Source organism: Cupriavidus sp. GA3-3 (assembly GCF_000389805.1).
Classification (GTDB): domain Bacteria; phylum Pseudomonadota; class Gammaproteobacteria; order Burkholderiales; family Burkholderiaceae; genus Cupriavidus; species Cupriavidus necator_D.
Genome location: NZ_KB944471.1, coordinates 229,033 through 248,047, shown reverse-complemented (window position 1 = coordinate 248,047; position 19,015 = coordinate 229,033). Strand labels below are relative to the sequence as shown.

General features: G+C 65.5%; 16 protein-coding genes. 14 read left to right on the top strand and 2 right to left on the bottom strand.

Features of this window, described 5'->3' with window-relative positions; all coding sequences use genetic code 11:
- Nucleotides 1-4 precede the first annotated feature (4 nt).
- The 4 genes from C265_RS11140 (at nucleotide 5) to C265_RS11125 (ending at nucleotide 3,729) form a co-directional block, all read left to right on the top strand.
- Complete coding sequence (locus C265_RS11140) at nucleotides 5-865, top strand: polysaccharide deacetylase family protein (RefSeq protein WP_010809449.1); 861 nt, start codon at nucleotides 5-7, stop codon at nucleotides 863-865.
- A complete protein-coding gene (locus C265_RS11135) occupies nucleotides 865-1,839 on the top strand; it encodes a sterol desaturase family protein (RefSeq protein WP_010809450.1) in 975 nt (324 codons plus the stop codon). The genes C265_RS11140 and C265_RS11135 overlap by 1 nt, the downstream gene beginning before the upstream one ends.
- 153 nt (nucleotides 1,840-1,992) lie before the next feature.
- On the top strand, nucleotides 1,993-2,892 hold the full coding sequence (locus C265_RS11130) for an EI24 domain-containing protein (protein WP_010809451.1): 900 nt from the start codon (nucleotides 1,993-1,995) through the stop codon (nucleotides 2,890-2,892).
- Nucleotides 2,893-2,904: 12 nt separating this feature from the next.
- Nucleotides 2,905-3,729: a molybdopterin-binding protein gene (locus C265_RS11125; protein WP_010809452.1), complete on the top strand. Its 825-nt coding sequence runs from the start codon at nucleotides 2,905-2,907 to the stop codon at nucleotides 3,727-3,729.
- 70 nt (nucleotides 3,730-3,799) lie between these two features.
- Here C265_RS11125 and C265_RS11120 read toward each other — a convergent pair whose 3' ends face one another.
- Complete coding sequence (locus C265_RS11120) at nucleotides 3,800-4,264, bottom strand: rhodanese-like domain-containing protein (protein WP_010809453.1); 465 nt, start codon at nucleotides 4,262-4,264, stop codon at nucleotides 3,800-3,802.
- A 452-nt stretch (nucleotides 4,265-4,716) separates the two neighbouring features.
- On the opposite strand from C265_RS11120, the gene C265_RS11115 reads away from it, so the two are divergent.
- The 4 genes from C265_RS11115 to ntrC all read left to right on the top strand — a co-directional run bounded on the left by C265_RS11115 (nucleotide 4,717) and on the right by ntrC (nucleotide 9,666).
- A complete protein-coding gene (locus tag C265_RS11115; RefSeq protein ID WP_010809454.1) occupies nucleotides 4,717-6,132 on the top strand; it encodes a 3-hydroxylaminophenol mutase in 1,416 nt (471 codons plus the stop codon).
- A 140-nt stretch (nucleotides 6,133-6,272) separates the two neighbouring features.
- Nucleotides 6,273-6,848 carry a hypothetical protein gene (locus tag C265_RS11110; protein WP_037024141.1) on the top strand — a complete coding sequence of 192 codons (576 nt, stop codon included), beginning with the start codon at nucleotides 6,273-6,275 and terminating at the stop codon, nucleotides 6,846-6,848.
- 4 nt (nucleotides 6,849-6,852) lie between these two features.
- Complete coding sequence (glnL, locus tag C265_RS11105) at nucleotides 6,853-8,031, top strand: nitrogen regulation protein NR(II) (protein WP_010809456.1); 1,179 nt, start codon at nucleotides 6,853-6,855, stop codon at nucleotides 8,029-8,031.
- Nucleotides 8,032-8,118: 87 nt separating this feature from the next.
- Nucleotides 8,119-9,666 carry a nitrogen regulation protein NR(I) gene (gene ntrC / locus C265_RS11100; protein ID WP_010809457.1) on the top strand — a complete coding sequence of 516 codons (1,548 nt, stop codon included), beginning with the start codon at nucleotides 8,119-8,121 and terminating at the stop codon, nucleotides 9,664-9,666.
- A gap of 74 nt (nucleotides 9,667-9,740) precedes the next feature.
- On the opposite strand, the gene C265_RS11095 is transcribed toward ntrC, so the two are convergent.
- On the bottom strand, nucleotides 9,741-10,532 hold the full coding sequence (locus C265_RS11095) for an HAD-IIB family hydrolase (protein ID WP_011615611.1): 792 nt from the start codon (nucleotides 10,530-10,532) through the stop codon (nucleotides 9,741-9,743).
- A 195-nt stretch (nucleotides 10,533-10,727) separates the two neighbouring features.
- On the opposite strand from C265_RS11095, the gene ugpB reads away from it, so the two are divergent.
- The 6 genes from ugpB (at nucleotide 10,728) to C265_RS11065 (ending at nucleotide 19,008) form a co-directional block, all read left to right on the top strand.
- The gene (gene ugpB / locus C265_RS11090) at nucleotides 10,728-12,044 is read left to right on the top strand and encodes a sn-glycerol-3-phosphate ABC transporter substrate-binding protein UgpB (RefSeq protein WP_010809459.1); all 1,317 of its coding nucleotides are present in this window, start codon (nucleotides 10,728-10,730) and stop codon (nucleotides 12,042-12,044) included.
- Between the two features lie 153 nt (nucleotides 12,045-12,197).
- A complete protein-coding gene (ugpA, locus tag C265_RS11085; protein ID WP_010809460.1) occupies nucleotides 12,198-13,079 on the top strand; it encodes a sn-glycerol-3-phosphate ABC transporter permease UgpA in 882 nt (293 codons plus the stop codon).
- A 12-nt stretch (nucleotides 13,080-13,091) separates the two neighbouring features.
- Complete coding sequence (gene ugpE / locus C265_RS11080; RefSeq protein WP_010809461.1) at nucleotides 13,092-13,940, top strand: sn-glycerol-3-phosphate ABC transporter permease UgpE; 849 nt, start codon at nucleotides 13,092-13,094, stop codon at nucleotides 13,938-13,940.
- Nucleotides 13,941-13,977: 37 nt separating this feature from the next.
- On the top strand, nucleotides 13,978-15,078 hold the full coding sequence (locus C265_RS11075) for a sn-glycerol-3-phosphate import ATP-binding protein UgpC (RefSeq protein ID WP_010809462.1): 1,101 nt from the start codon (nucleotides 13,978-13,980) through the stop codon (nucleotides 15,076-15,078).
- Nucleotide 15,079: 1 nt separating this feature from the next.
- Entirely contained in the window at nucleotides 15,080-15,826 is a 747-nt protein-coding gene (ugpQ, locus tag C265_RS11070; protein WP_010809463.1) for a glycerophosphodiester phosphodiesterase, read from the top strand.
- A 329-nt stretch (nucleotides 15,827-16,155) separates the two neighbouring features.
- Entirely contained in the window at nucleotides 16,156-19,008 is a 2,853-nt protein-coding gene (locus C265_RS11065) for a 2-oxoglutarate dehydrogenase E1 component (RefSeq protein WP_010809464.1), read from the top strand.
- Nucleotides 19,009-19,015 lie beyond the last annotated feature (7 nt).

Sequence of the window (19,015 nt, the reverse complement as noted above, 5' to 3'; positions counted from 1 at the left end):
GACCATGGGCGATACCAGGGCATCGCGATCCGGACGGCTGGGCAGGCTGCTGGCTGCGCTGGCGCTTGCCTGCGTCCTGCCGTCGGCGCTGCAGGCGGCTGACGTGCCCAAGCCTGGCGCCAAGGCGTGCCCGGCCGGCACGCTTTACCTGACCTTCGACACTGGCAGCATGAGCCAGGCGCAGTTGATCGCCGATACGCTGCGCCGCCACCATATCCGCGCCACCTTCTTCCTGGCCAATGAGCCGACCGTGCGCCAGGACAGTTCGCTGGACCCATCCTGGGCGCCGTACTGGAAGTCACTGGTGGCCGACGGCCACGCCTTTGGCACGCATACCTTCGACCATGTCTACCTGCGCAGCGTGCACGCCGGGCATGTGACCATGAGGCCGCAGTTCGGCACGCAGGCGGGCAAGGACATGGTCATGGACGCGGCCGGATTCTGCCAGGAGCTGCGGCGCAGCGCCGACGCCTTCCACGGCATGACCGGCGCCGCCATGGTGCCGCTGTGGCGCGCCCCGGGCGGGCGCACCGCGCCGCAGACGGTGCAATGGGCCGAGCAGTGCGGCTTCCGCCACGTCGGCTGGGCGCCGGCCGGGTTCCTGGGCGACGAGCTGTCGTCCGACCGCTATCCCAACGCGGCGCTGCTGGAACGCGCGCTGGCCAACCTGCGCGACGGCGATATCACCATGGCGCACCTGGGCATCTGGTCGCGCAAGGATCCGTGGGCGCCCGGCGTGCTGGAGCCGCTGCTCGCCGGCCTTGAGCGCAAGGGATTCTGTTTCGCGACGCTGCGCGAGCACCCGGCCTACCGCGACTGGATCGCCAGGCCGCAGCCAGTCGGGCAAAAGGAGGGCAGGCGCTGATGTGGGAGACGCTGAACGGCTGGATCGGCCAGGTCGAGGGCACGCTGTTCCAGGACGTGGTGCTGCCCGTGGTCTACGACCTCGGGTTTGGCCGCTATGCCGAGGAAGCCTTCACCGGCACCGAGTGGCTGCTGGTGGGCCTGGTGCAGATCGTGGTGATGGCATTGATCCTGGGGCCGCTGGAGAAATGGCGCCCGGTCGAGCCGGTATCCGACCGCGCCGGCATCCGCACCGATATCTTCTACACGGTGATCCACCGGCTCGGGCTGTTCCGGCTGGCCATGTTCTTCCTGCTCGCGCCGCTGACCGACGCCCTGGAAGGCGACCTGCGGCTGATGGGCTGGCACCGCATCAATGTGGAAGACTGGTGGCCGGGCGTGACCTCGGTGCCGCTGATCAGCTTCTTTGTCTACCTGCTGCTGTTCGACTTCCTCGACTACTGGTACCACCGGCTGTCGCATTCGTTCCGCTGGTGGTGGCATCTGCATGCGGTGCACCACAGCCAGCGCCAGATGACGCTGTGGAGCGACAACCGCAACCACCTGCTGGACGACATGCTGCGCGATCTGGTGTTCGCGCTGGTGGCGCTGGGCGTGGGCGTGGAGCCGTCGCAGTACGTGCTGCTGGTGGCGTTGTCGCAGTTGCTGCAGAGCCTGCAGCATGCCAACGTGCGACTGCACTTCGGCGCCATCGGCGAGCGGCTGCTGATCTCGCCGCGCTTTCACCGCACCCACCACGCCGTGGGCATCGGCCATGAGGCCGACGGCGCACCGGCCAAGCTGGGCGGCTGCAACTACGGCGTGATCTTCCCGTGGTGGGACATGGTGCTCGGCACCGCGGTCTTCACCGAGACCTACCACCCGACCGGCATCCGCGACCAGTTGCCGCCGCCGCTGGGCAAGGGCCACGACTACGGCGCGGGCTTCCTGGCGCACCAGTGGTACGGCATCAAGCGGCTGCTGCGGCTGCGCTGAAACGGCGGGTCTGGAGGTAGTCCTCCACCCGCGGCGCAACACGGCGCGCCGCGGCGGCAAGCGGCGTATGCTAGTGTTCCGGGTTGCCGCCGGTCCGGCCCAGTCGGACTTCTGCCGCGCCCGGCGCCTTTCCTCCTGTCTGCCTTCGACTGCATGAACGATATCTTCCGCTCGTTTGGCCGCGCGCTGGTCAGCCAGCTGCATCCCCGCATGCTGATGCTGACCGTGCTGCCTTTCGTCCTGGCCACGCTGCTGTGGGGCGGTCTGCTCTGGTGGGGCTGGGACCCCATCATGGGCGCCACGCGCAGCTTCCTGGAAACCTCCATCCTGACCAGCTGGATCTACAGCGCGCTCGACTGGTTCGGCCTGCAATCGATGCGCACCATCGTGGCGCCGCTGTTCGTGGCGGCGCTGGCAATCCCGCTGGTGATTGCCTCGATGCTGATGTTTATCGGCGTGTTCTCGGTGCCGGCGGTGGTGCGCCACCTGGAGCGCAGCTACCCGGACCTGGCCAAGGCCCATGGCGGCAGCATCCTGGGCAGCGTGTTCCAGTCGCTGGGCAGCACGCTGGTGTTCCTGGTGCTGGTGCTGGTGACGCTGCCGCTGTGGCTGATCCCGCCGTTCTTTGCGCTGATCCCGCCGGTGCTGTGGGGCTGGCTGACCTACCGCGTGATGACATATGACGCGCTCGCCGACCACGCCAGCGCCGAAGAGCGCAAGACGCTGGTGCGCCGCCACCGCACGCCGCTGCTGGTGATCGGGGTGGCGGTGGGGCTGCTGGGCTCGGCGCCGACGCTGCTGTGGGTGTCGTCGGCGGCGGTGATCTTCCTGTTTCCGTTCGTGCTGGCCGGCACGCTGTGGCTGTATGTGCTGATCTTTATCTTCTCGGCGCTGTGGTTCGGCCACTTCTGCCTGCGCGCGCTGGCGCAGCTGCGGGCCGAGCGCGCGGCGGTGCCGGCCCAGCCGCCGGCGCATCAGCCGGACCAGCCGGCGCTTGACGGCGACGTCATCGACCTGGCGCCGAGCGACGTGCGCCGCATCGAAAATTCCTGAAGCGAGGGCAATATGGGTTTTGGCCTGATCGTCATTGGCGACGAGATCCTGTCGGGGCGGCGTGAAGACAAGCATCTGCGCCGCACCATCGAACTGCTGGGCGCGCGCGGGCTGGCGCTGGACTGGGCCGAATACGTCGGCGATGACCGAGCCCGCATCACCGCCACGCTGCGGCGCACGCTGGCCGGCCCGGACGTGGTGTTCTGCACCGGCGGCATCGGCGCCACGCCGGACGATCACACCCGCCAGTGCGTGGCCGCCGCGCTGGGCGTGCCGCTGGTGCTGCATCCCGAGGCGCGCGAACTGATTGCGCTGCGCATTGCCGAGACCGCCGGCGGCGACCCGGTCAAGGCCGACCTGAATCAGCCGGAAAACCAGCACCGCTTCAAAATGGGCGAGTTCCCCAAGGGCGCGCGCATCATTCCCAACAGCTACAACCGCATCCCGGGCTTTTCGGTCGGTCACCACCACTTCATGCCGGGATTCCCGGTGATGGCATGGCCGATGATGGAATGGGTGCTGGACCACGACTATGCGCACCTGTTCCACCAGGTGCAGCAGCAGGAGCGGGCCTTCTACGTGTTCGAGGCGCCGGAGTCCACGCTGACGCCGCTGATGGAGAAGGTCGAAGCGGCGCATCCGGGCATCCGCGTGTTCAGCCTGCCCTCGGTCGGCGACGTGCAGCGCGGCGACCGCTTCGCGCGCCGCCATATCGACCTGGGGGTCAAGGGCCCGGCCGATCTGCTGGCACCGGCCTATGCGATGCTGCTCGCAGGCGTGCAGGCGATGGGGTTCGAGATCGTGGAGCAGCCGCCGCGCGAAGTGGCGCAGGCTTAAGGCGGCACGGGCCAGAATGAGAGAAGGGGCAGCCTTGGCTGCCCCTTCTCTCATTCTGGCCCGACCGCGATCAGGCGCCGTGCCACGGCAGTCCGCGCACGCACCAGCCTTCAACAGTCTTGCGGTGGTGGTGGTCGTCGCGGTTGCCCTCGAAGCCTTCCAGCACGTCCATGGCGAAGTGGTAGCCGGCTTCGGTGGCCACGCGCGCGGCGTGCTTGGAGCGCGCCGCGCTGCGGCACAGGAACAGCACCGGCACGTCGGCCGGCACGCGTGCCCTCAGCTCTTCGACAAAGCGGGCATTCTGCGCACCGCCCGGATAGGACATCCATTCGACATGGGCGAACTGCGCATCCGGCACGTCAACGCCGCCGACCCAGTCCAGTTCGGCCTGGGTGCGCACGTCGACCAGCACGGCGGAAGGATCGTTCTGCAGCAGCGCAAAGGCTTCCTGCGGCGACAGCGCGCCAAAATACGGGAGCTGGTTCTGTTGCTGGCGCTGGCGGGCGGCCTGGAGGAGATCGTCTCGGGTGGTCATCTGCGTGACAAATTTGAGGAATGGAATTGGAGGCGGCAAAGCCGCAACGCACTATTCTATAGCGCCGGGCCGATTCGAAGCCTCATTGACTGCTGTTGGGGCGTCGGGTGACTCATTTTGGTGCATCCGCACTGTTCAAGTGCGACGCCTTGCTGAATGCACCATTGTGGTGTTTTATTAGGAGGCGCTACGCCGGAATGCGTGTAACCGGTGCGCCACTCGGCAGCCGAGCCGCTGCTTCTCTTACGCCGCCGCGGTGCGCGGTTCGCCGACGTTGCACTTTTTTCGGGCTGCCGGTGGCGGTGGGGCGTTCGCATGGCACGCTTTCTGCTAACATTCTTCGTCCTTTCGTGGCTGGTCGGGACGGCGCGGCAGAGCATGCATCGGCGCCGGTGACGACAGGCCCAAGAATTGGCTTTCTCAGACTTCCGCCGAATATCCAGGAGATTGGCATGGCCCACAGCGTTGCAGACGTGATGAAGCTGGTGAAGGAAAACGACGTCAAGTTCGTCGATTTCCGTTTCACCGATACCAAAGGCAAGGAGCAACACGTGTCCGTGCCCGTGTCGCACTTCGATGAAGACAAGTTCGAAAGCGGCCACGCCTTCGACGGTTCGTCGATCGCCGGCTGGAAGGGTATCGAAGCTTCGGACATGCTGCTGATGCCGGATTCGAACACCGCCCACATCGACCCGTTCTACGAAGAGCCGACGCTGGTGCTGTCCTGCGACGTGGTCGAGCCGTCGGACGGCAAGGGCTATGACCGCGACCCGCGTTCCATCGCCAAGCGCGCCGAAGCCTACCTGAAGAGCACCGGCCTGGGCGACACCGCTTTCTTTGGTCCGGAGCCCGAGTTCTTCATCTTCGACGGCGTGACCTGGAACGTCGACATGCAAGGCTGCTTCGTGAAGATCCATTCCGAAGAAGCCCCGTGGTCGTCGGCCAAGGAATTCGAGCACGGCAACAGCGGCCACCGTCCGGGCAAGAAGGGCGGCTACTTCCCGGTCGCCCCGATCGACACCTTCCAGGACATGCGTTCGGAAATGTGCCTGATCCTGGAATCGCTGGGCATCCCCGTTGAAGTCCACCACCACGAAGTGGCTGGCCAGGGCCAGAACGAAATCGGCACCCGCTTCAGCACGCTGGTGCAGCGCGCCGACTGGACCCAGATGCAGAAGTACGTGATCCAGAACGTCGCCCACACCTACGGCAAGACCGCCACCTTCATGCCGAAGCCGATCGTTGGCGACAACGGTTCGGGCATGCACGTGCACCAGTCCGTGTGGAAGGACGGCCAGAACCTGTTCGCGGGCAACGGCTACGCCGGCCTGTCGGAATTCGCGCTGTACTACATCGGCGGCATCATCAAGCACGCCCGTGCCCTGAATGCCATCACCAACCCGGGCACGAACTCGTACAAGCGCCTGGTGCCGGGCTTCGAAGCTCCGGTGAAGCTGGCCTACTCGGCCCGCAACCGCTCGGCTTCGATCCGCATCCCGTATGTGGCCAACCCGAAGGGCCGCCGCATCGAGACCCGCTTCCCGGATCCGCTGATGAACCCGTACCTGGGCTTCTCGGCGCTGCTGATGGCCGGCCTGGATGGCGTGATGAACAAGATCCACCCGGGCGAAGCTGCCGACAAGAACCTGTACGACCTGCCGCCGGAAGAGGATGCAAAGATCCCGACCGTGTGCTCGAGCCTGGACCAGGCGCTGGAGTACCTGGACAACGACCGCGAGTTCCTGACCCGCGGCGGCGTGTTCTCGAACTCGATGATCGATGCCTACATCGAACTGAAGATGGAAGAAGTCACGCGTTTCCGCATGACCACGCACCCGGTCGAGTTCGAAATGTACTACTCGCTGTAAGCGGCCTTTGCCCGGGAATGACGCAGGTTGTGGCCGGGCAACAGTTGCACCAGAAAGGGGCGGCTTCGGCTGTCCCTTTTTGCTTTGCTCGCTAGAATGGGGAATCGTGTTCCATCCCGTTCAAACCTAACGCCATGTTCATGGACGCCTCTTCACGCACGGCCCGCCGGACCCTGACCTTGCCCCGATCTCTGCACCAATTTCGTCTCGGATTCCCTGTTCTGGTGAGTGCCGTGGCGCTGACGCTGGGCGCGTGGGCCGGGCAGTCTTCCGCGCAGTCCTCGGACGTCTATGTCTGCACCGGGCCCAATGGCGTGCCCGAGTATCGCAATGGCAACGCGGGCAAGGGCTGCAAGAAGCTGAACCTGCCGGAGGTGGTGACGGTCCCGGGCGGGCGTATCGCTGCGCCGGCCAAGGGCGCTGGCAGCACCGCCGGCGCGGCGGCTGGCGGCACCAGCTTCCCGCGCGTGGACAGTGCCACGCAGAAGAGCCGCGACGGTGAGCGCCGCGCGGTGCTCTCGCAGGAGCTGCAGGCCGAAGAGGCCAAGCTGCAGGCGCTGCGTGCCGAGTACAACAACGGCCAGCCGGAGCGCCAGGGCAATGAGCGCAACTATCAGAAATACCTCGATCGCACGGCAGCGCTGCGCGACGACATCGCCCGCAGCGAGGCCAATGCGGCGTCGCTGCGGCGCGAGCTTGGCAATTTGAAGGACTAGTCTTATGCGTCGCCTGATTCGCGGAGTGTCGCGCAAGGCCAGCGGTGCCGACGGCGCCCGTGGCGAATCGCCGGCGGCTGATGCGGCGCCGGCCGAAGGCAGCGCCCAGGTGCTGACCATGGGCGCCGTGGCGTTCCATGCCGGCCTGGACGTAGTGGCCAACCCGGTGCTGCTGGTGCAGCAGCCGGGGCTGCGCGTCGTCTTTGCGAACCCGGCCGCTGAAGCCACCTTCGGCGTGTCGCGCAAGGGCATGGTGGAGCTGACGCTGCCTGACCTGTTCGGGCGTTCCGATGAGCTGCACAGCATGATCGACACCGTGGTCACGCGGCAGTTCGACGTGCGCCGGCAGGACCTGATCCTGCACCCGCCGCTGCAGGAGCCGGCCCATGTGCACGTGGTGATCTCCGCGCTGGAAGCGGTCGGCGACACCGTGGTGGTGGAAATCCTGCCCAATGAACAGAAGGTGCGCAGCGAACGCGAAGAACGCATCCTGGACCTGACCTCGGCCAACAAGGAACTGATCCGCAACCTGGCCCACGAAATCAAGAACCCGCTGGGCGGCATTCGCGGCGCGGCGCAGCTGCTGGAGTTCGAGCTGCCGGAGCGCTCGCTGCGCGAATACACGCAGGTCATCATCAAGGAATCGGACCGGCTGCAGACGCTGGTGGACCGGCTGCTGGAGCCGCACCGGCATCCGCATATCGTGTCCAGCCTGAATATCCACGAAGTGCTGGAGCGCGTGCGCTCGGTGGTGCTGGCGGAGTTCCCCAACGGGCTGGAGATCGTGCGCGACTACGACGCCAGCCTGCCCGAGCTGCAGGGCGACATGGAGCAACTGATCCAGGCCGTGCTCAACATCGTGCACAACGCCGCGCAGGCGCTGGCCGACCGCATGGCGCGCGGCGATGCACAGATCGTGCTGCGCACGCGCGTGGCGCGCCAGGTCACGATTGCCAAGCGCTTGTTCAAGCTGGCATTGGACTTGCATGTCATCGACAACGGCCCGGGAATTTCCGAAGACATCCGCGAACGCATCTTCTATCCGCTGGTATCGGGCAGGGATGGCGGCAGCGGACTCGGTCTCACACTCGCTCAAACCTTCGTGCAGCAGCACGAGGGCTTGATCGAATGCGAGAGCAGGCCGGGCTGTACCGACTTCCGCATCCTGCTGCCGCTGCACTAGCTTTTGCTGGCGTGCGCGAGCGATGGTGCATCCGCCGTGGCCGGGCATGCGGAAGACCAAATGACACCGAGCAGACAAGCGACGCACATGAAGCCGATCTGGATAGTCGACGACGATCAATCAATCCGCTGGGTCCTGGAAAAGGCCCTGGCCCGTGAAAGCCTGCTCTCGCGCAGCTTCACCAATGTGCGGGATGCGCTGGCCGCGCTGGAAGAAGACCAGCCCCAGGTGCTGATATCGGATATCCGCATGCCCGGCGGATCGGGCCTGGACCTGCTGCAGGCCATCAAGGCGCGGCATCCGGGCCTGCCGGTCATCGTGATGACGGCCTACTCTGACCTGGACAGCGCCGTGGCCGCGTTCCAGGGCGGTGCCTTTGAATACCTGGCCAAGCCCTTCGATGTCGACAAGGCGGTCGAGCTGATCCGCCGCGCGCTGGAAGAAAGCCTGCGCGAGGAAGAACTGGACGACCGCCTCGTCGATGCGCCCGAGATCCTCGGCCAGGCGCCGGCGATGCAGGACGTGTTCCGCGCCATCGGCCGGCTCTCGCAGTCCAACGTGACGGTGATGATCACCGGCGAGTCTGGCACCGGCAAGGAGCTGGTCGCACGCGCGCTGCACAAGCACAGCCCGCGTGCCAACGGTCCCTTTATCGCGCTCAATACCGCAGCCATCCCCAAGGACCTGCTCGAATCCGAACTGTTCGGCCATGAGCGCGGCGCCTTCACCGGTGCGCAGACCATGCGGCGCGGCCGCTTCGAGCAGGCCGAGGGCGGCACGCTGTTCCTCGACGAAATCGGCGACATGCCGTTCGACCTGCAGACGCGCCTGCTGCGCGTGCTGTCCGATGGCAACTTCTATCGTGTCGGCGGCCACAACCCCTTGCGCGCCAATGTGCGCGTGATTGCCGCCACCCACCAGAACCTGGAGCTGCGCGTCAAGGAAGGGCTGTTCCGCGAAGACTTGTTCCACCGCCTGAACGTGATCCGGCTGCGCCTGCCGCCGCTACGCGAACGCCCGGAGGACATCACGCTGCTGGCGCGTCATTTCCTGCAGAAGAGCGCCAAGGAACTGGGCGTCGAGCCCAAGCGCATGTCCGACGAAGCGCTGGCCTATGTCAGCACGCTGCCATTCCCCGGCAACGTGCGCCAGCTGGAGAACCTGTGCAACTGGCTGACCGTGATGGCGCCGGCCCAGACCATCGAGGTCAAGGACCTGCCGCGCGAGATGCTGGAAGCCGGCACCAGCGAGCCGGTCAATGCGCCGCGGCCCGAGCGCGTTGGCGAAGCGCGCGCGCCCGAGTATGAAAGCGCGCCTGACCTGGCCGACTACGGCGGCTACGCGACGACGGTGGCAGAGGCCGACACGGCCACCGCAGTCCGGCCCGCGTCCGTGGCGACGGTGGTCCCGGCCCTGGCCTCGGCCGGCTGGGAAAGCCTGCTCGCCGGCGAAGCACGGGCAATGCTCGAAGCCGGCCAGCCGGAGGTCATGGATGTGCTGACGCGCCGCTTCGAGAAGGCCGTGCTGGAGGCCGCGCTGGGTGTCACGCGCGGGCGCCGCGTCGAGGCGGCGACCCGGCTCGGGATCGGGCGCAATACCATCACGCGCAAGCTGCAGGAGCTTGGGTTCGACTGAGCCAGGGCAGGGCGGGTGACCAGAAAAACCGGCCGGGACTTTCCCGGCCGGTTTTCTTGTTTTGCGTGAGGTATTCAGCCGCGCGCTTCGACCAGCCGCTGCGCCATCTCGGCAAAGCCCTCGCCACCGGCCGCTGCGGTGATATAGGCCGGCGGCACCGGCAGCTGCGGCAGGATGTCGCGCACATTGGCCACGCCAACCGACAGCGGAAAGTGGGCGAACATGCTGGCATCGTTGGCCGAATCGCCGATAAACAGCCATTCGTCGCGGCGCGCGTCCACGTCTTCGCCCAGCAGTTCGGCCACGCACAGCCTGCTCATCGACAGCTTGTCGTGCAGGCCGAACCAGCCGTTAACATGGATCGAGCTGACCGTGGCGGTCATGCCGGCCTCGCGCATGATGGCGGCGATGCGGGCCACGGCGTCTGCAGGCAACGGCGCGACGTCCTCGGCATGGTCGATGGCCAGGTCGGCGGCATGCCAGGCCTGGTCCGAGGCCAGCGCGCAGCCCGGCACTTCGCGCACGATGCGCTGGCCCAGCGCTTCGATGCGCTCCAGGTTGCGCGCGCGCGTGGCGGCATCGTCCAGGAAGCGGGTCTGCAGGCGGCCGTTGTGCAAGTGCGAGTAGAACGCACCGTTCTCGCCGATGATGGCGTCGACCGGCCACAGCCGGGTCAGGATCTCGGCCCAGGCGATGCAGCGCCCGGTGACCGGGATCACGTGCAGGCCCGCGCGGCGCAGCCCGTCGAGCGCCAGGTAGGTCGAGGCCGGCAGCCGCCCGTCGGTGGTCAGGGTGCCGTCGATGTCGGTCAGCACGCCGCGCACGCGCTGCAGCACGGAATTAGAGAGCTTGTTCAGGGATTGCATGGCGGGCCATTGTAACCGCGGATCTGGCGGCAATTTCCCTTATTGCACTGCAAAAGGCATCGTACTGGCCATACTGGTGAATCTGCTGATTTGCTAGCTCAGGTGCGACAGGCGTAACATGCCGCTGTCACAAAAAAATCACATACTGTCGGATTTTCGACCGACCGGAACAGACAGACCAAAGGAGAGCCACCGATGTCCTTATCCCGTACCGTGCTCAAACTCGCAGCGCTGGCAGCCCTGACCGGGGCCGGCAGCGCCCACGCCGCCGTTGAAATCCAGTGGTGGCACGCCATGCAGGGCGCCCTGAACGACAAGGTGAACGAGATCGCCAACAAGTTCAACGCCAGCCAGTCCGAATACAAGGTGGTGCCGGTCAACAAGGGCAACTACGACGAAACCATGGCTGCGGGCATTGCGGCCTTCCGCGCCGGTGGCTCGCCCGCCATCCTGCAGGTGTTTGAAGTGGGCACCGCCACCATGATGAGCGCCAAGGGCGCGATCAAGCCGGTATCGGCGGTGATGAAGGACGCCGGCGAGAAGTTCGACCAGAAGGCCTATATCCCGGCGGTGGCGGGCTACTACACCTCGTCCAAGGGCGAGATGCTGTCGTTCCCGTTCAACAGCTCGACCACGGTGTTCTACTACAACAAGGACGCCTTCAAGAAGGCCGGCCTGGATCCGGAAAAGCCGCCCAAGACCTGGCCCGAGGTGATGCAGTACTCGGCCAAGCTCAAGGCCTCGGGCACCAACTGCGCCTACACCACCGACTGGCAGGGCTGGGTCCACCTGGAGAGCTTCTCGGCCTGGCACAACACGCTGTATGCGACCAAGAACAACGGCTTCGGCGGCACCGACACGCGCCTGCTCTTCAACAGCCCGCTGCACGTCAAGCACATCACCAACCTGCAGGACATGGTGAAGAAGGGCTATTTCAGCTACGGCGGGCGCAAGGCTGAGTCGCAGGCCAAGTTCTACAACGGCGAGTGCGCGATGTTCACCGGCTCGTCGGCATCGCTGGCCAATATCCGCAAGAATGCCAAGTTCGCGTTCGCGGTGGCACAGCTGCCGTATTACCCGGAGGTGCAGGGTGCCCCGCAGAACACCATCATCGGCGGCGCTTCGCTGTGGGTGATGGGCGGCAAGAAGCCCGACGAGTACAAGGGCGTGGCCAAGTTCTTCAATTTCCTGTCGCGCCCCGAGATCCAGTCTGACTGGCACCAGGCCACCGGCTACCTGCCGGTGACGATGGCCGCCTACGAGATGACGAAGAAATCGGGCTACTACGACAAGAACCCGGGTGCCGATGTGTCGGTGCAGCAGATGGTGGTCAAGACCACCGACAAGTCGCGCGGCGTGCGCCTGGGCAACATGGTGCAGATCCGCACCGTGGTGGACGAGGAACTGGAAGCCGTCTGGGCCGGCAAGAAGGAGCCCAAGGCGGCGCTGGACTCGGCCGTGGCCCGCGGCAATGATCTGCTGGAGCGCTTCCAGAAGACTGCCCGCGAGTAAGCCGGCATAGCCAGCAAGCTGATGTGACAATCGGGCGGTGGCGAAACCTCCGCCCGATTGCATTGTGGACGGCCCTGTCTCACCGATCGGGGCCCTCCGCAACTCCGTACCTAGTCCGATGCCGCGACCCGCAGCATTCGCCGGAATCCGTTCATGGAAAAACGCGTCGTTTTCCGTTCGCCGTGGCTGCCGTATCTGCTGGTGTTGCCGCAGATCGCGATCACGCTGATCTTCTTCTTCCTGCCCGCCGGGCAGGCGCTGTACCAGTCGATGCTGCAGCAGGATGCCTTCGGCATCAACCTTGAGTTCGTCGGCCTCGACAACTTCCGCATGCTGTGGAACGACCCGCTGTACGTGGAGTCGTTCCAGACCACCGCCATCTTTGCCGTGGGCGTGACCGTGGTGGGCCTGACTACCGCGCTGCTGCTGGCCTATTTTGCCGACCGCATCATCCGCGGCGCCGTCGGCTACAAGACGTTGCTGATCTGGCCGTATGCGGTGGCGCCGGCCGTGGCCGGCGTGCTGTGGATGTTCATGTTCAACCCGACGCTGGGCGTGGTGTCCTATGCGCTGCGCAAGCTCGGCGTGGAATGGAACTTCCTGCTCAATGGCGACCAGGCATTGCTGCTGGTGGTGCTGGCCGCCGCCTGGAAGCAGATCAGCTACAACTTCCTGTTCTTCCTGGCGGGTCTGCAGAGCATCCCGCGCTCGCTGATCGAGGCCGCCGCCATCGACGGCGCCGGCCCATGGCGCCGCTTCTGGTCGATCATGTTCCCGCTGCTGTCGCCGACCACCTTCTTCCTGATGGTGATCAACGTGGTCTACGCGTTCTTCGATACCTTCGCGATCATCGACGCGGTCACCCACGGCGGCCCGTTCAATTCGACCAACACGCTGGTCTACAAGGTCTTCCATGACGGCTTCCGCGGCATGGACATCGGGGGCTCGGCCGCGCAGTCGGTGGTGCTGATGGTGATCGTGATCGCGCTGACCGTGGTGCAGTTCCGCTATGTTGAACGCAAGGTCCAGTACTGACGGAGACAGCACATGGTAGAACGTCGCCCCTTCCTTGATTTCCTGAGCCATGCGGTGCTGATCCTGGGCATCGTGATCGTGGTGTTCCCGGTGTACCTGACCTTCGTTGCGTCCACGCTGACCGCCGAAGAGGTGCTGGACGCGCCGATGACGCTGATCCCAGGCAGCCACCTGATCGAGAACTATCGCACCGTGCTGTTCCAGGGCGTGGGCGAGGCCGCATCGCCTGTCTCGACCATGATGAAGAACAGCCTGATCATGGCGCTGGGCATTGCGCTGGGCAAGATCGCGATCTCGATCATCTCGGCCTTTGCCATCGTCTATTTCAAGTTCCCGCTGCGCAAGACCTTCTTCTGGCTGATCTTCATCACGCTGATGCTGCCGGTGGAGGTGCGCATCCTGCCGACCTACAAGGTGGTGTCGGACCTCGGCATGCTGGACAGTTACTTTGGCCTGACCGTCCCGATCATCGCGTCGGCCACCGCCACCTTCCTGTTCCGCCAGTTCTTCCTGACCATTCCGGACGAGCTGGCCGAGGCCGCGCGCATCGACGGCGCCGGGCCGCTGCGATTCTTCTGGGACGTGGTGCTGCCGCTGTCGCGCACCAGCATCGCCGCGCTCTTCGTGATCCAGTTTATCTACGGCTGGAACCAGTACCTGTGGCCGCTGCTGATCACCACGCAGAAGTCGATGACGCCGGTGGTGGTGGGCGTGACGCAGATGATCTCGCGCTCGGGTGACGCGGCCACCGACTGGAACCTGGTGATGGCCACCGTGATGCTGGCGATGATCCCGCCGGCGGTGGTGGTGGTGCTGATGCAGAAGTGGTTCGTCAAGGGCCTGGTCGAAACGGAAAAATAAGGCGCGGTGGCCACGAGCCACGCGCAGGACAACAGCAATGGCAAAACTGTCGCTACGCAACGTTCAGAAAACCTACGCCGGCAGCGTCCAGGTCGTGCACGGCATCGACATGGAGATCGCCGACGGCGAATTCATCGTCATCGTCGGCCCCTCGGGCTGCGGCAAGTCCACGCTGCTGCGCATGGTGGCGGGGCTGGAAACCATCACCGGCGGCGAAATCCATATCGGCGACAAGGTCGTGAATAACCTGGAGCCGGCCGAGCGGGACATCGCCATGGTGTTCCAGAACTACGCGCTCTATCCGCATATGAGCGTGTACGACAACATGGCCTACGGCCTGAAGATCCGCGGCATGGCCAAGGCCGAGATCGCGCAGCGGGTGAACCATGCCGCCGGCATCCTGGAGCTGGCGCCGCTGCTGGACCGCAAGCCGCGCCAGCTGTCGGGCGGACAGCGCCAGCGCGTGGCCATGGGCCGCGCCATCGTGCGCGAGCCGGCGGTGTTCCTGTTCGACGAGCCGCTGTCCAACCTGGACGCCAAGCTGCGCGTGCAGATGCGGCTGGAACTGAAGGAGCTGCACCGGCGCCTGGGCACCACCAGCCTGTACGTCACGCACGACCAGGTCGAGGCGATGACGCTGGCCGACCGCATGATGGTGCTCAACGCCGGACGCGTCGAGCAGATCGGCACGCCGCTGGAAGTCTATTCGCGTCCGGCCAGCACCTTCGTGGCCGGCTTTATCGGCTCGCCGCCGATGAACCTGATCCCGGTGGCGCGCAACGCCGGCGGCGACACTGGCGCGCAGATGCGCGTGGTGGCGAAGGAAGGCGAGGCCGCCAACGCCACGCTGGGGCACCTGCCGATGGGGCTGCACCTGCCGGAGCAGGCACTGCTGGGGCTGCGCCCGGAGCATATCGAGCCGTGCGCCGCGCATGAGGCCATCGCCGAAGTCGATGTGCGCGTGGTCGAGGCCCTCGGCGCGGATTCCTTTGCCTATGGCTCGCTTGGCGGACAGGCGGTGGTGGTGCGCCTGGACAGCCATGCGCACGTGCGCGCCGGCGACCGCCTGCCGGTGACGTCGTCGGCGGAGCACCTGCATTTCTTTGCGCCCGATACGGGCAAGCGCATCGAGGCCTGACATGACCAGCGTAACCGACACTGCCTGGCGGTACCCGAGCCATATCGCGCACCGCGGCGCCGGCAAGCTGGCGCCGGAGAACACGCTGGCAGCGTTTCGCCACGGCGCCGGCTTTGGCTACCGGATGTTCGAGTTCGACGTGAAGCTGTCGGCCGACGGCAAGCCGGTGCTGATGCACGACGCCACGCTGGACCGCACCACCAGCGGCCAGGGCAGGGTGGATGCGCTGACACTGGGCGAACTCGCGCAGCTGGACGCCGGCACGTGGCACAGCCCCGCCTTCGCCGGCGAGCCCGTGCCGACGCTGGCGGCCATCGCACGCTATACCCAGGCCAACGGCTTGATGGTCAATATCGAGATCAAGCCAGTGCCCGGCACCGAGGCGCGCACCGGTGCGGCGGTGGCGCTGGACGCGCAGTCGCTGTGGGCGGCTGCCGCGGTGCCGCCGTTGCTGTCATCGTTTTCTGAAGAGGCGCTGGCCGCCGCGGCGCGCGTCGCGCCGGACCTGCCGCGCGCGCTGCTGCTCGACCAGCTGCCCGCGGACTGGCTGGAGCGGCTGCGCCGGCTGGGCTGCGTGGCGCTGGATGCCAACCACCGCGAACTGGATGCCGGCGTGATCGCCGCCGCGCACGCGGCCGGTTTCCGGGTCCTCTGCTATACCGTGAACGATCCGGCGCGGGCGGCGCAGTTGCTGGCCTGGGGCCTGGACGGGCTGATCACAGACGCCGTCGACCAGATCGCGCCTTGATTCAAATTGTTGTGCGGGTGTTGCTAATTCGCTGATTGCGAACCGAATTGTCGTGGGTAGGTGTTTCGTATCGCGAAAAGTCCACATTGATCAAAGGCAATTCATGCTATTCTTAACGCCGTGAAGACTTTAGGTCCTTCCCCGCACAACTTGCCCTTTCGGGCCTTGTGAGGAAGCCATCACACGCGGCACCCAAGCGGTGCCGTTTGTGTAGGCGCCTCAGTTGGGCTCCCAAGAGTTGTTTGCGATCCGCTAACCGGTCAAGCCGTGTCGCGGAAGGTTGAATAACCCGCTGAACTCCGGCATTCCCGGAGAATAGTGAGCGTCCCATGATGCAGCAGTATCAGAGCAACTCGTACCTCTTCGGCGGTAACGCCCCGTATGTCGAAGAACTGTACGAGGCCTACCTCCAGAACCCCGCCTCGGTTCCCGACAATTGGCGCGCGTATTTCGACGCCATGCAGAACGTTCCTGCGGTCGACGGCTCGAACGGCCGGGATATCCCCCACGCCCCCATCGTTGCCTCGTTCGCCGAGCGCGCCAAGCAAGGCCCCATCAGGACCATCGTTGCCTCGGCCGATTCCGACATGGGCCGCAAGCGCGTCGCTGCCACCCAGCTGATCGCCGCCTACCGCAACATCGGTTCGCACTGGGCCGACCTGGACCCGCTCAAGCGCCAGGAGCGTCCGCCCCTGCCGGACCTGGACCCGGCGTTCTACGGCTTCTCCGAAGCAGACCTCGACATCGTCTTCAATGCCAGCAATACCTACTTTGGCAAGGAGTCGATGAGCCTGCGCGAGCTGCTCAACAACCTGCGCGAAACCTACTGCGGCACCATCGGTTTCGAATTCATGTACGTGAGCGACCAGGCGCAGAAGCGCTGGTGGCAGGAGCGCCTGGAAACCACGCGTTCCAAGCCCGTGTTCACGCTGGAAAAGAAGAAGCACATCCTGGACCGCCTGACCGCGGCTGAAGGCCTGGAGCGCTTCCTGCACACCAAGTACGTCGGCCAGAAGCGCTTCTCGCTGGAAGGCGGCGAAAGCTTCATCGCCGCCATGGACGAGCTGATCCAGCACGCCGGCAGCAAGGGCGTGCAGGAAATCGTGATCGGCATGGCCCACCGTGGCCGCCTGAACGTGCTGGTCAACACGCTGGGCAAGATGCCCGCCGACCTGTTCGCCGAATTCGAAGGCAAGCACGTCGACGACCTGCCGGCCGGTGACGTCAAGTACCACAAGGGCTTCTCGAGCGATGTCTCGACCGAAGGCGGCCCGGTCCACCTGTCGCTGGCGTTCAACCCGTCGCACCTGGAAATCGTCAACCCGGTGGTCGAAGGCTCGGCCAAGGCCCGCCAGGAACGCCGCGGCGAAGTCGGCCACAAGGAAGTGCTGCCGGTGCAGGTGCACGGCGACGCGGCCTTTGCCGGCCAGGGCGTGGTGATGGAGACGCTGAACCTCGCGCAGACCCGCGGCTACGGCACGGGCGGCTCGATGCACATCGTCATCAACAACCAGATCGGCTTCACTACCTCCGACCCGCGCGACGCGCGTTCGACGCTGTACTGCACGGACGTGGTCAAGATGATCGAGGCCCCGGTGCTGCACGTGAACGGCGACGATCCCGAAGCCGTGGTGTACGCCATGCAGCTGGCCGTGGACTTCCGCATGGAGTTCAAGAAGGATGTCGTGGTCGACATCATCTGCTTCCGCAAGCTGGGCCACAACGAGCAGGACACCCCGGCGGTCACGCAGCCGCTGATGTACAAGAAGATCGCCCAGCACCCCGGCACGCGCAAGCTGTACGCTGACAAGCTGGCCGCGCAGAACCTGGTCCCGGCCGAGTTCGGCGACGAGAAGGTCAAGGCATACCGCGCCGCGATGGACGCCGGCAAGCACACCGCCGACCCCGTCCTGTCGAACTTCAAGAACAAGTTCGCCGTGGACTGGATGCCGTTCCTGAACCGCAAGTGGACCGACGCCGCCGACACCGCCGTGCCGGTGACCGAGCTCAAGCGCCTGGCCGAACGCATCACCACCACGCCTGAGACCCTGAAGCTGCACCCGCTGGTGGAGAAGGTCGTCAAGGACCGCGCCAACATGGGCCGCGGCGACCAGCCGCTGGACTGGGGCATGGGTGAGCACCTGGCCTTCGCCTCGCTGGTGTCGTCGGGCTACCCGGTGCGTATCACCGGCCAGGACGCTGGCCGCGGCACCTTCACCCACCGCCACGCCGTGCTGCACGACCAGGCCCGCGAGCGCTGGGATGCCGGCAGCTACGTGCCGCTGCAGAACGTGTCGGAAAACCAGGCACCGTTCACGGTGATCGACTCGGTGCTGTCCGAAGAGGCCGTGCTCGGCTTCGAATACGGCTACTCGGCCGCCGAACCGAACGCGCTGGTGATCTGGGAAGCCCAGTTCGGCGACTTCGTCAACGGCGCCCAGGTGGTGATCGACCAGTTCATCTCGTCGGGTGAAGTAAAGTGGGGCCGTGCCTCGGGCCTGACGCTGATGCTGCCGCACGGCTACGAAGGCCAGGGCCCGGAACACAGCTCGGCCCGTATCGAGCGCTTCCTGCAGCTTTGCGCGGACCACAACATGCAGGTCTGCCAGCCGACCACGCCGGCCCAGATCTTCCACCTGCTGCGCCGACAGATGATCCGTCTGTTCCGCAAGCCGCTGGTGATCATGACGCCGAAGTCGCTGCTGCGTAACAAGGACGCTGTGTCGCCGCTGTCGGACCTGGCCAAGGGCCACTTCGAGACGGTCATCCCTGACCACGAAGAGCTCAACGCCAGCAAGGTCAAGCGCGTCATCATGTGCTCGGGCAAGGTCTACTACGACCTGGTCAACACGCGCAAGGAACGCGAGGCCAATGATACGGCGGTGATCCGCCTGGAACAGCTGTATCCGTTCCCGCACAAGGCTGTGGCAGCAGAACTCAAGAAGTATCCGAACGCCACCGAAATCGTGTGGTGCCAGGACGAGCCGCAGAACCAGGGTGCCTGGTTCTTCGTGCAGCACTACATCATGGAAAACATGACGGATGGCCAGAAGCTCGGTTATGCCGGTCGTCCCGCTTCGGCTTCGCCGGCAGTGGGCTACTACGCAAAGCACAACGAGCAACAGAAGGCGCTGCTGGAGGCTGCCTTCGCCAAGCTCAAGGGCTTTGTTCTGACCAAGTAATCAAGCG

Coding starts and splice junctions, on each gene's coding strand:
- C265_RS11065 (WP_010809464.1), top strand. CDS start 16,156: ATGATGCAGCAGTATCAGAGCAACTCGTACCTCTTCGGCGGTAACGCC.
- ugpA (WP_010809460.1), top strand. CDS start 12,198: ATGGAAAAACGCGTCGTTTTCCGTTCGCCGTGGCTGCCGTATCTGCTG.
- C265_RS11135 (WP_010809450.1), top strand. CDS start 865: ATGTGGGAGACGCTGAACGGCTGGATCGGCCAGGTCGAGGGCACGCTG.
- ugpB (WP_010809459.1), top strand. CDS start 10,728: ATGTCCTTATCCCGTACCGTGCTCAAACTCGCAGCGCTGGCAGCCCTG.
- C265_RS11130 (WP_010809451.1), top strand. CDS start 1,993: ATGAACGATATCTTCCGCTCGTTTGGCCGCGCGCTGGTCAGCCAGCTG.
- C265_RS11125 (WP_010809452.1), top strand. CDS start 2,905: ATGGGTTTTGGCCTGATCGTCATTGGCGACGAGATCCTGTCGGGGCGG.
- C265_RS11075 (WP_010809462.1), top strand. CDS start 13,978: ATGGCAAAACTGTCGCTACGCAACGTTCAGAAAACCTACGCCGGCAGC.
- C265_RS11140 (WP_010809449.1), top strand. CDS start 5: ATGGGCGATACCAGGGCATCGCGATCCGGACGGCTGGGCAGGCTGCTG.
- glnL (WP_010809456.1), top strand. CDS start 6,853: ATGCGTCGCCTGATTCGCGGAGTGTCGCGCAAGGCCAGCGGTGCCGAC.
- C265_RS11115 (WP_010809454.1), top strand. CDS start 4,717: ATGGCCCACAGCGTTGCAGACGTGATGAAGCTGGTGAAGGAAAACGAC.
- ugpQ (WP_010809463.1), top strand. CDS start 15,080: ATGACCAGCGTAACCGACACTGCCTGGCGGTACCCGAGCCATATCGCG.
- ntrC (WP_010809457.1), top strand. CDS start 8,119: ATGAAGCCGATCTGGATAGTCGACGACGATCAATCAATCCGCTGGGTC.
- C265_RS11110 (WP_037024141.1), top strand. CDS start 6,273: ATGGACGCCTCTTCACGCACGGCCCGCCGGACCCTGACCTTGCCCCGA.
- C265_RS11120 (WP_010809453.1), bottom strand. CDS start 4,264: ATGACCACCCGAGACGATCTCCTCCAGGCCGCCCGCCAGCGCCAGCAA.
- C265_RS11095 (WP_011615611.1), bottom strand. CDS start 10,532: ATGCAATCCCTGAACAAGCTCTCTAATTCCGTGCTGCAGCGCGTGCGC.
- ugpE (WP_010809461.1), top strand. CDS start 13,092: ATGGTAGAACGTCGCCCCTTCCTTGATTTCCTGAGCCATGCGGTGCTG.